This window comes from Cyclobacteriaceae bacterium (genome assembly GCA_030584025.1).
In the GTDB taxonomy this organism is placed as follows: domain Bacteria; phylum Bacteroidota; class Bacteroidia; order Cytophagales; family Cyclobacteriaceae; genus UBA2336.
Map to the genome: position 1 here is coordinate 149,030 of CP129487.1, position 11,352 is coordinate 160,381.

General features: G+C 45.0%; 10 protein-coding genes. 4 read left to right on the forward strand and 6 right to left on the reverse strand.

The features are described 5' to 3' along the window. Positions 1-13: 13 nt before the first annotated feature. Positions 14-172 (forward strand): hypothetical protein, encoded by a 159-nt coding sequence (locus QY309_00745; GenBank protein ID WKZ60016.1) that lies wholly within the window; start codon positions 14-16, stop codon positions 170-172. A gap of 24 nt (positions 173-196) precedes the next feature. Here QY309_00745 and QY309_00750 read toward each other — a convergent pair whose 3' ends face one another. After that, positions 197-661, reverse strand: coding sequence for a DUF3299 domain-containing protein (locus QY309_00750; protein WKZ60017.1), 465 nt, complete (start codon positions 659-661; stop codon positions 197-199). 159 nt (positions 662-820) lie between these two features. Then, entirely contained in the window at positions 821-3,688 is a 2,868-nt protein-coding gene (gene gcvP, locus QY309_00755; protein ID WKZ60018.1) for an aminomethyl-transferring glycine dehydrogenase, read from the reverse strand. Positions 3,689-3,891: 203 nt separating this feature from the next. Between gcvP and QY309_00760 the strand changes: the two genes are divergently transcribed. Genes QY309_00760 through QY309_00770 form a run of 3 tightly spaced genes read left to right on the forward strand, consistent with a single transcriptional unit; the run spans position 3,892 to position 8,681 of the window. Further along, complete coding sequence (locus QY309_00760; protein ID WKZ60019.1) at positions 3,892-5,379, forward strand: M28 family peptidase; 1,488 nt, start codon at positions 3,892-3,894, stop codon at positions 5,377-5,379. Positions 5,380-5,384: 5 nt separating this feature from the next. After that, entirely contained in the window at positions 5,385-6,974 is a 1,590-nt protein-coding gene (locus tag QY309_00765; GenBank protein ID WKZ60020.1) for a D-aminoacylase, read from the forward strand. A 60-nt stretch (positions 6,975-7,034) separates the two neighbouring features. Next, entirely contained in the window at positions 7,035-8,681 is a 1,647-nt protein-coding gene (locus tag QY309_00770; protein WKZ60021.1) for a serine hydrolase, read from the forward strand. Positions 8,682-8,684: 3 nt separating this feature from the next. On the opposite strand, the gene QY309_00775 is transcribed toward QY309_00770, so the two are convergent. From QY309_00775 to gcvH, 4 genes are all read right to left on the reverse strand, one after another. Then, positions 8,685-9,215: a hypothetical protein gene (locus QY309_00775; protein WKZ60022.1), complete on the reverse strand. Its 531-nt coding sequence runs from the start codon at positions 9,213-9,215 to the stop codon at positions 8,685-8,687. 209 nt (positions 9,216-9,424) lie between these two features. Continuing rightward, positions 9,425-9,901, reverse strand: a complete 477-nt coding sequence (locus tag QY309_00780; GenBank protein ID WKZ60023.1) for a cupin domain-containing protein — start codon at positions 9,899-9,901, stop codon at positions 9,425-9,427. A 150-nt stretch (positions 9,902-10,051) separates the two neighbouring features. Then, entirely contained in the window at positions 10,052-10,939 is an 888-nt protein-coding gene (gene lipA / locus QY309_00785; GenBank protein ID WKZ60024.1) for a lipoyl synthase, read from the reverse strand. A 14-nt stretch (positions 10,940-10,953) separates the two neighbouring features. Further along, positions 10,954-11,334, reverse strand: coding sequence for a glycine cleavage system protein GcvH (gene gcvH, locus QY309_00790; protein ID WKZ60025.1), 381 nt, complete (start codon positions 11,332-11,334; stop codon positions 10,954-10,956). Positions 11,335-11,352 lie beyond the last annotated feature (18 nt).

Below are 11,352 nucleotides of genomic sequence, written 5' to 3' on the forward strand. Positions count from 1 at the left end.
TTCATGTATCAGTATGAGTGAAGAAACCGGAGCGAAACGAAAATTAGTACAGGAGCGGATCAAACGCATTGTGCGCTCATCTGAACGGGCAGATTCGTTGGTAGTTAAGGTGATTATCGGAACATTGCTGGCCTTGATTGTATTCCTGGCCAGCTATTACTTATTTCTCTGAAGTGGCTGCTTTGTGTCAGGTGAATTAGTAATCAATCTCACCAAGAAATTCAGCTTGTTCCAGGATATACATCATCTGATCTGGATTTTTATCGTTCAATAAAAGTACTCCCTTTACTTCAATTGGTTTTTCTGTATAGGTGATTGGCTTTTTCAGAAACACCTGCACGACTGATTCCGGTCCGCCTACACCACAAAAGAAACAGGCATTTAACGGAAGGGAAGTGAGCATAAACATCGTGCCCTTGGTTCCACTATCAAAGGGAACCATATAGCCGGGCAACACCACCGATTTTCCCGCTAAGGATTTTACTGCCGCGCTAAAGATGGGTTTTTCGTATTCGCCATTGTCATCGTGTGCTTTTTCATATTGGATGTCGTACAGCTTTGGCCACACGAGAGATGGAAAGCCCTGGTATTTATTTTTACCTTGAGCTTGAACAAATCCGCTCACTTGTAAGCACACCAAAATGAACAAAAGTTTTTTCATGTCGACTTGATAATTTCTTTAAAGCTGATATTTCAAACCACAAAGAGCACAAAGTTTTTCACAAAGAACACAAAGATCTGATTGAGCTTTTTCTTTGTGTACTTTGTGCCTTCTTTGTGTCCCTTTGTGGTTAAACTTGTAGACAAATAAACGAATTTCTTAAGCTACCGTTGCTTCAGCCTTCTCATAAAGCTCAAGCGGCAAACAACTGCACACTAAGTTGCGATCGCCATAGGCGTTGTCAACACGACTAACACTTGGCCAGAATTTCGCATCGCGTACATAAGGAAGTGGATAAGCGGCCTTCTGCCTGCTGTACGGACGCTCCCAAACATCAGCAGTGATTACCGAAGCGGTATGCGGTGCGTGCTTCAACACGTTGTCTTCTTTGTCAGCTTTTCCTTCCTCCACTTCACGAATTTCATTTCTGATTTCAATTAGCGCATCGCAGAAACGATCAAGCTCTTCCTTGGTTTCACTTTCGGTAGGCTCAATCATCAGTGTTCCGGCAACAGGGAATGAAACCGTTGGTGCATGGAATCCATAATCCATCAAGCGCTTGGCAATGTCCTCCACTTCAATACCCGCCTTTTTGAAATCACGACAATCAACAATCATTTCGTGTGCGCAGCGACCGTTGGTTCCGGTGTACAATATTTTATAATGGCCTTCCAGTCGCTCTTTAATATAGTTGGCATTGAGAATTGCCAGCTTTGTGGCATTCATTAATCCTTCACCACCCATCATGGCAATGTATGCATAGGAGATGGCCAGTATACTGGCACTTCCCCATGGGGCAGCCGACACTGCGTTAATCGCATGTTCGCCCCCGGTTTTTACCACGGCATGTCCGGGTAAGAAAGGTTTTAGTTTATCATTCACGCAAATCGGGCCCATGCCGGGGCCGCCACCGCCATGCGGAATGCAAAATGTTTTATGAAGGTTCAGGTGACACACATCGGCACCAATGTTGGCGGGTGAAGTTAAACCAACCTGTGCATTCATGTTGGCACCATCCATGTACACCAATCCGCCATTGGCGTGAATGGTTTCACAGATTTCTGTAATGGCTTCTTCAAACACTCCATGTGTGGATGGATAGGTCACCATCAAGCACGAAAGTTTTTCTTTATGCTGTTCCGCTTTTGCTTTCAGATCGGCTACATCAATTTTTCCTTCGGCATCTGATTTTACAATCACCACTTCCATGCCAGCCATTACTGCACTGGCCGGGTTGGTGCCATGTGCCGATGCCGGGATCAATGAAATGTTTCGGTGATGATCACCGCGATGCTGATGGTATGCACGAATCACCATAAGTCCGGCATATTCGCCTTGCGCACCACTGTTTGGTTGTAAAGAAACTCCAGTGAACCCTGTAATTTCTGCCAGCCATGCTTCCAGGTTTTGGGTCATGCCTGCATAACCTGTTGCCTGATCAGCCGGAGCGAACGGATGAATGCCGCCCAACTCAGGCCACGTTACCGGAATCATTTCGGTAGTGGCATTCAGTTTCATCGTGCATGATCCCAATGAAATCATCGAGTGCACCATCGACAAATCTTTATTCTCTAATTTCTTGATATACCGCAGCATTTCGTGCTCAGCATGGTAACTGTTGAACACGGGGTGCGTCATAAAGGATGACATACGCTGCAACGAAGAAGGAATGGCAGCCACAACTTTTGGTTGTCCCGCTTTAGCTCCAAAAACTTCGAGCAATGTGTTTACATCTTCCGGTGTGGTGGTTTCATCCAATGAAATGCCCACATGGTTACTTTCAAAGTAGCGCAAGTTGAGCTCACGCTTTTCGGCTTCGCGTTTAATGGAAACTTTATCGCTTACTTCAACTTTAAGCGTATCAAAGAAATGTTCGTTTACTTGTTTCAGACCTTTGGCTTTCAGTCCGTCATTTAACATAACGGCAAGGCCATGCACACGACCAGCAATTTTTTTCAATCCTTCCGGACCGTGATACACTCCGTACATGCCAGCCATTACCGCCAACAATACTTGTGCGGTACAAATGTTGGAGGTTGCCTTTTCTCTACGGATGTGTTGCTCGCGTGTTTGCAAAGCCATACGATACGCAGGCTTTCCCTGCGCATCAATCGATGCACCGATAATACGGCCTGGCATCTGGCGTTTGAATTCTTCTTTCGTAGCAAAGTAGGCAGCATGCGGTCCACCGAAACCCATCGGCACACCTAAACGCTGACTTGAACCGACCACAACATCGGCACCCATTTCACCAGGCGACTTTAATAACGTAAGCGCAAGCAAATCGGCAGCCATCGCGACAAATACATTGTTCTCATGCGCAGCTTGAATAAATGCTGCGTGATCGGCAATGGCACCGTTGCTATCCGGGTATTGAATGAATACCGCGAATAAATCCGGATCGGTAACATCCAGCTTGGCCAGGTCATCCACCACCAACGTAATGCCCAACGGGGCTGAGCGCGTTTTCAGCACATCAATGGTTTGTGGAAATGTATTTTTATCAACAAAAAATTTCGAAGCGTTTTTCTTGGCTGGCTTTAACGATGCGTGAAGCAAGTGCATGGCTTCTGCAGCAGCCGTTCCTTCATCCAGCAACGAAGCGTTGGCGATTTCCATTCCGGTTAAATCAATCACCATGGTCTGGTAATTAATCAGTGCTTCCAACCGGCCTTGTGCAATTTCAGCCTGGTAAGGCGTATAGGCCGTGTACCATCCCGGGTTTTCCAGAATGTTACGCAGGATTACTCCCGGAGTATAATTATTGTAATACCCCATGCCAATGAAGGATTTGTACACCTTGTTTTTTGATGCCAGGGCTTTAAAGGTTTTTAGAAACGCCTGCTCGGTTTGGGCTGGCGGCAGGTTCAATGGCTTTTTCAGGCGGATATTGGCGGGAACAGTCTGGTCAATCAGTTCATCTACTGATGAGGCCTTTACCGTTTTAAGCATTTCGGCAATTTGCGCTGCATCAGGTCCGTTATGTCGGTTTTCAAATTTTTCGGAATACAGTGGATTAATCGTCATAGTCAGTAAGTATCTAAATCGCTTTTAGGAAGGAATTTTCGGCCACAAAGGTAAATCAGGAAGCACACAATTCTACACCGCCTGCCATGATTTCTGTCACCTTGTTTAACCGCTTACGTTACCGTTTGTTTCCATCAGATTTTAAGGCTTTTGTATTGTTTTACGATCCTTATATTTGACTGAATCTTAACTCTTAAATACCCATGAAAAACAGATTATTGGTGCTGGCACTGATGGTGCTTGCCACAGGTGTTTTTGCCCAGGATGCCAGCGTTAAAAAGTATGGCGATGAGGTGAAAACATCTGATTTGAAAGAATACCTCACCATTTTAGCTTCTGATGCCCTTGAGGGACGTGAAACCGGAACCCGCGGCCAGCGCATGGCAGCCGCATTTATCGCTTCGCATTTTGAAGAATTGGGTTTACAGCCTCCGGTAAACGGAAGTTACTACCAGCCCGTAACCCTATACGCATCCAGCACGCCTGAGGTGAGCCTGAATGCCGGTGGTGTTGCTCTTACAAATGAGGAGTACATCTATTTTGGTTCAGGAGAAACGTCCGGACTGATGGAACTGCCTTTGGTTTTTGGCGGAACCGGCTCTGATGCCGACCTCGCTCAGGTTGATGTAAAAGGAAAAGCCGTTGTCATTATGATGGATGCGGTTGCTTCTCTGCGCAACAACCCTGCTATGGGCAAACTTCGCGAGAAGGAAGCCAAGCTGGTGATTTTAGCCATGAACAGCGAAGATGATTTCAAAACCACAGCGGGTCAAATCCGCATGTTTGGCGGAGGAAGAATGAGCCTGAAGAAAGGAGGAGCCTCCAACAACCTGGGTATATTCCTGATTACGCCCGCTGCTGCCGGAAAGATTTTCAAATCTACACCGGAAAAATTGAAGCAGGCCGCTGAAGGTAAAAAACTTGCCAAGGTTAAGCCCACTACAGTTGGTTTTACCATCACGCCAAAACACACTGAGGTAAAAACATCCAACGTGTTGGGCTTTTTGGAAGGAACGGATAAGAAGGATGAAGTGATTGTAATCACTGCGCATTACGACCACATCGGTAAGCGTGATAGTGGCGAAGGCGATTTGATCAACAACGGTGCGGATGATGATGGCTCCGGAACCGTAGCGGTGATGGCTCTTGCCAACGCTTTTGTAAAAGCGAAGAATGAAGGCAAAGGCCCACGCAGAAGCATTTTGTTTATGTTGGTTACCGGTGAAGAAAAGGGATTGTTGGGTTCACAGTATTATGCTGACATCAGTCCGGTTTATCCATTGGATAAAACGGTGGTTAACCTGAACATCGACATGGTGGGCAGACGCGATCCCCAGCATAAAGACAGCGCCCCTTATGTATATGTGATTGGTTCTGATAAACTTTCTACAGAGTTGCACAACCTGAGCGAGGAAGTGAACAAGAACACAACTAAGTTGATTTTTGATTATACCTACAACGATCAGAATCACCCCGATCGTTTGTACTATCGTTCTGATCACTGGAACTTCGCCAAGAATGATATTCCGATTATTTTCTATTTTGATGGAATTCATGAAGACTATCACCAGCCAAGTGATGAAGTAGATAAAATTGAATTTGATTTACTGACCCAGCGTGCACAGTGCGTATTTTATACGGCTTGGGAAATCGCCAACCGCGACAAGCGCATTGCGCCAGATGCTAAATAAGCGCTATGCGTTTAAGCAGTAACAAACATTATCTGATAATCCTGATTGTTGCCCTGCTCCCGATTGTGGGCATGGCACAATCGTTTTATGACATCATCATCCGCAATGGAAAGATTGTGGATGGTTCGGGCAACCCGTGGTTTATAGCCGATGTAGCCATTAAAGATGGTAAAATTGTCAGAGTCGGAAATCTTGGTGAGGCCACTGCAGAAAAAGTAATCGATGCAAAAGGATTGGTTGTGGCTCCTGGATTTGTGGATGTGCACACGCACATTGAAGGAAGTGAAATACGCATCCCAACAGCCGGTAATTTCATATTGGATGGGGTTACGTCTGTAATAACAGGCAACTGCGGAGGTTCTTCATTGGATATTGCTGAGTACTTCCGAAAAATAGACAGTGTAAAAACATCCATTAATGTAGCAACGCTCATCGGGCATAACACCGTGCGAAGAGCAGTGTTGGGTGAATACCAACGCGACCCCACACCTGAAGAACAACTTCAAATGGAACAGTTGGTGGAGAAAGCCATGCAGGATGGTGCTGTAGGGTTATCTACCGGATTGATTTATGTGCCCGGAACCTATTCCAAAACAGAAGAAGTTGTTGGGCTGGCCAAAGCGGCATCAAAATTTGGAGGGGTATATGCCTCACACATCCGCAGTGAAGGCGACAACGTAACCGAAGCCATTGACGAAGCCATCTCCATTGGTGAAGTGGCAAACATGCCCGTGGAAATTTCACACTTTAAAGTAACCTACAAACCTAATTGGGGTCGGTCGGTACACACGCTGGCGCAAGTTGAAGGGGCAAGGCTTCGGGGAGTTGATGTTACAATAGATCAATATCCGTATGTGGCGAGCAGTACAACATTAAGCACCACCGTACCAAGCTGGGTGTTTTCTGGAGGCAGAGATTCCCTGCAGTGGCGATTGAATGATAAGTCCACCCGGCAGCAGATCAAGAAAGAAATGGTGGAAACGCTAAAAAGTAAAAAACTTAAAAACTATAACTACGCACTGGTTGCGCGTTATGCGCCCGACAGTACATACAATGGAAAAACCATTACTGAAGTCAATAAGCTGAAAGGAAGAAAAACCAAACCCATGCTGGAAGCAGAAACCATTCTGGAGCTGATCGCTTCTACCGAGCGTGTACAGATGGTATACTTCAGCATGGAAGAATCAGATCTTCGCAGAATTTTACAATACCCCTTTAACATGTTTGCTTCCGATGCCGGCATCAGTCGCTATGGAACAGGTATGCCGCACCCACGCGCTTATGGAACCAATGCGCGTGTGCTTGGTCAGTACGTGCGCGATTTGAAAATTATCCGATTGGAAGAAGCCATTCGCAGAATGACATCATTACCTGCTTCGCGGTTTAATATTCGCGATCGTGGATTGTTGCGTGAGGGCATGGCAGCGGATGTGGTGATTTTTGATGAAACCAAAGTAGGCGATCGTGCCACGTTTGATAAACCCCATGCCTATTCGGAAGGATTTGAATACATTATTGTTAACGGACAAATTACAGCGGAACAGGGCAAACATACGGGTGTTCGAAATGGGGTGGTGTTGAAGCCTGCTCGTTGAGTTATAAATCTGAAACCTTTGTAGCGCTTATTGCGTCTAACCCCCAAACCCACAAACATTATGATCCGTAAAATCCTGTCACTTGTTTTCGTTCTTTATTCATGTGCTGCTCTTGCACAAAGCACGGTTGATAACCTGGATAAAATCCTGAATGAACGTTTTTCTGCCACCGATCCCGGTGCAGCGGTTTTAGTTGTGCAAAACGATAAGGTATTGTTGCGCAAAGGATACGGCATTGCCGAGATCAACCGTAAAGTTCCGGTATCACCTGATATGGTTTTTCGGATTGGATCCATCACCAAGCAATTTACTTCAACGGCTATTTTAAAATTGATTGAAGAGGGAAAGCTTTCTTTACAAGATAATGTGAACAAATACCTTCCGGATTTTAAAACGCAAAACCCCATCACCATTGAACAGTTGCTAAACCATACATCCGGTATAAAAAGTTATACCAGTGTACCGGAACGCATGACTACCGAAGCAAAGAAAACTAAAGTAAGTGTAGCCGAGATGATGGGTTATATTCAAGGCTATCCCATTGATTTCAAACCCGGTGAGCAGTGGCTGTACAATAACTCAGCTTATTTTCTCCTAGGTGCAGTAATTGAAAAAGTTACAGGCAAAACCTATGGCGATTACATCAACCAGACTTTTTTCAAGCCATTAAAGATGACAGCTTCCTATCCGGATGACAGTAAGCCCATTGCGAAGCAGGCAGCAGGTTACACCAAAGGCTCAGGTGATGCATTTGTAATGGCCGATTACGTTCATCCTTCTATTCCATATTCGGCTGGTTCAATTTTTTCAACCGTGGATGATTTATGGAAATGGAACCAGGCTGTGTTCAGCTATAAGTTGGTAAAGAAGGAGCTTCTTGAAAAAGCATGGGAGCCAACCAAAACCACCGATGGTTCTGTTGAAAGCTATGGATATGGCTGGCAATTGGGAAAAGTTGGTGATGCCAAGGCCATTGGTCATGGTGGCGGTATTGATGGGTTCCTGTCGTTTGAGTTGTATGTTCCTGAAAAGAAAATATATGTAGCACTGTTGGCGAACACAACATCCATAAACCCGGAAGATATTGCCTATACCTTGGCGGAAGAAGTGGCTGGTATTCGGGGGGATAAGCCAGAAGCAATTACCTTAGCAGCAGAGGCAGGTGACCAATATGTGGGTGTTTACAAAATCAATGATCGTGAAGATCGGGTGATTACGCGAAATGGGAATCAATATTTTTCCCAACGCGCAGGTGGAACCAAGTTTGAGATTTATCCATATGCCGCTGATCAATTTGCCTTTACGGAATCAAACACAAAAATAAAGTTCACGCGCGATGCATCAGGTAACGTATCCGAAATGGAAATGCAGGATCGTTCGTTTGTACCTTCACGTGCGGTGAAAACAAATAAGCCGATTCCGGCTGAGCGTACAGTTTTCAATTTAAACCCAACTGACTTCGATGTGTTTGTGGGTGAATATGAACTGGCTCCTGGTTTTCTGATCAAGGTATGGCGCGAGGAAAGCAATTACAAGGCACAGGCTACCGGTCAACCTTCATTTGATATGTTTCCGGAGAGTGCAACCAAATTCTTCTTGAAAGTGGTGGACGCTCAGATTGAATTCAGTCGCAATGAGCAAGGTGAAGTTACACACATGACCTTGTTCCAGGGCGGCAGGGCTATGCCCGGCAAAAAAGTGAAGTAGGCGCTAGTCAAGCGCCTGCTCTACCATTTTTATGGCGATGGATTTCTTGTCGGCAAAATCTGTTTTGCGCATATCGATATACAATTGTACATCGTTGTAAAATATGCTCAGACGGGAGTTGCCTTCGCCCCAAAAGGCAGCAACCTCACCAACATGTAAGGTCACCGGTTCAAGTGAATCACTAGCCTTGAACATGGCCAGCGACTCGGCTACTTTTTCCGCGTTGCCAACGGTGCTGAATACGTACGCGAATTTTATCTCCTTTCCGAAGTCGTTCCAGTTGTATGAGCAATAATGCCCGGTTGTACCATCATACCCGGAAACACTTTCCATTTCTTCCGCAATACCTGCGATTCCTTTTACTTCATCGGTAGTGAGAAAATCACAAATCTGAGATTTCAGATTTGCTTTCAGGGTTTCTGTATCCACTTCTTTTGAAGCAGTGGTTGTTTCGCCAGTCGATTCCTGCTTACCACCACAGGAAATCAAAACCAGCGTAATCAGTACCAGAAAAGAACGAATAAAACGGTTCATACGAGAAGGTTTAATTTGATAAATGGATTTTTACTGCGACTAAGATATTCGCTATGGACAAACGATACAAGGGCCGTTTTCTCACCTGTGCAATCACTGGTCGTGAAATAAATTATTGAATACAAAATCACAGCAGTGAACTATGCATTATGTTAGGTGAAGTTAATCTTTTTCTATTTTTTTGGCTGCTTGATAATTTTTAATGCTAATTATTTACTTTTTAGCTTTTCAGCCACCCTATCATAATATTCTTGTGTTAGTACCTCTGTCCAAATAGTGGGCTGTTCACCACCGTAGAAAGCCAGGTAGGTTACATCTTTATCCTTAGTAGAGGAATGCCAATGCTCGATATCTTTCGCACATTTAATTATGTCACCTTCTTTTAGAATTACTGGCTCTTTTCCTTTCTCCTGATAATAGGCTTCGCCATCTACAATTATTAAAACCTGCACAGAACTATGTTTATGCCAATCCAAGGTGGAGTTGGCTTTAAAGGTTGCTTTTGTAATGTTATAACCCAAATCAGCATCATTACGGATTATGGCATTTAACCATGCCTCCCCGATGTAATGGGTATTTGGTGCCTTTGTGCCCTGAGTAAGATAGGAGTAAACGTTATAATCGGAACCTTGGGCAAATAGGTATAGCGGAGCTAAAATTAATAGAGTGAAGATCGAATTTTTCATTTTATGCTTTTTTAAATGGATTGTTTTCCGTGGTTGTTTTCGCAATCATGCTTGAGTTCAACTCCTGATACTTACATCAAGTAACTTACGCTACTGAAATATTAGAATCAAATATTAATAGCTAATCGCTATTGGTGCAAAGTTAAAAAATCAATCCATTGGCACATTCACATGCCGTTCGGCATGATAGGAGGAGCGCACCAGTGGACCAGACTCCACGTATTTCAGTCCGCGCTTCAATCCTTCTTCACGATACATGTCGAAGGTTTCGGGATGGATGAATTCGGCCACTTCAATGTGCATTTTGGTTGGCTGTAAATATTGACCGAGCGTAAGAATCATTAATCCGTTTTCGGCCAGATCGTCCATGGCCTTAAACACTTCTTCTTTGGTTTCGCCCAACCCAAGCATAATGCCCGACTTGGTGCGTTTACCGGCTTCGCGTGTGCGCTTGATCTGCTCCAGGCTGCGTTCGTATTTAGCTTGCGGGCGCACAATGCGATACAAACGGCCAACCGTTTCCATGTTGTGACTCACTACTTCCTGTCCGCCTTCTATCATGCGGTGTAAGGCATCCCAGTTTCCTTTTGTATCCGGAATGAGTGTTTCAATTGTAGTTTCAGGGCTTACCTGTTTGGTTTGAACCACGGTTTGATACCAGATTTCTGCACCGCGGTCTTTCAGTTCATCGCGATTTACAGAAGTGATGACAGCATGTTTCACGCCCATCAGTTTGATGGCTTCGGCTACACGCCTTGGTTCGTCTGTATCGTATTCCGGTGGCCGGCCTGTTGCTACGGCACAGAACGTACAACTACGTGTACATACATTTCCAAGAATCATGAATGTGGCCGTACCGGCACCCCAGCATTCGCCCATGTTGGGGCAATTGCCGCTTTCGCAGATGGTGTGCAGCTTGTGTTCATCCACCAGCCTGCGCACTTTGGCATATTCCGGGCCAACCGGCAATTTTACACGCAGCCAATTGGGTTTGCGTGGTTTAGTTTGCTCGGGCGATATGGTAGGCAGTTCAATCACGTATTATAAACAAATCACTTACCGATAAGTTCCTTGTATTGGTCGGCTGTTAACAAGCCATCAACCTCACCGGCATTTTTTACTTCCACCTTTACCATCCAGCCTTCACCGTACGGATCGGCATTTACTTTTTCAGGGCTGCCATCCAGGGCTGAGTTAAACTCTACTACTTTTCCGCTTACAGGCATATACAGATCAGATACGGTCTTAACCGCCTCAACGGTACCAAACACATCGTGTTGGTTTACCTCCTGTCCAACCGTGTTTATATCCACATAAACAATGTCGCCCAATTCGCTTTGCGCGAAATCGGTAATGCCTATGGTGGCGGTATTTCCATCAATTTTTACCCATTCGTGGTCTTTGGTGTACTTGAGGTCGGCAGGAATATTCATAGCTGGTGTTTGATTTTT

What these genes read in the sequence shown, in the direction of transcription:
- QY309_00760 (WKZ60019.1), top strand. Translation starts at nt 3,892, where the DNA reads ATGAAAAACAGATTATTGGTGCTGGCACTGATGGTGCTTGCCACAGGT.
- QY309_00770 (WKZ60021.1), top strand. Translation starts at nt 7,035, where the DNA reads ATGATCCGTAAAATCCTGTCACTTGTTTTCGTTCTTTATTCATGTGCT.
- gcvP (WKZ60018.1), bottom strand. Translation starts at nt 3,688, where the DNA reads ATGACGATTAATCCACTGTATTCCGAAAAATTTGAAAACCGACATAAC.
- gcvH (WKZ60025.1), bottom strand. Translation starts at nt 11,334, where the DNA reads ATGAATATTCCTGCCGACCTCAAGTACACCAAAGACCACGAATGGGTA.
- QY309_00745 (WKZ60016.1), top strand. Translation starts at nt 14, where the DNA reads ATGAGTGAAGAAACCGGAGCGAAACGAAAATTAGTACAGGAGCGGATC.
- QY309_00750 (WKZ60017.1), bottom strand. Translation starts at nt 661, where the DNA reads ATGAAAAAACTTTTGTTCATTTTGGTGTGCTTACAAGTGAGCGGATTT.
- QY309_00775 (WKZ60022.1), bottom strand. Translation starts at nt 9,215, where the DNA reads ATGAACCGTTTTATTCGTTCTTTTCTGGTACTGATTACGCTGGTTTTG.
- QY309_00780 (WKZ60023.1), bottom strand. Translation starts at nt 9,901, where the DNA reads ATGAAAAATTCGATCTTCACTCTATTAATTTTAGCTCCGCTATACCTA.
- QY309_00765 (WKZ60020.1), top strand. Translation starts at nt 5,385, where the DNA reads ATGCGTTTAAGCAGTAACAAACATTATCTGATAATCCTGATTGTTGCC.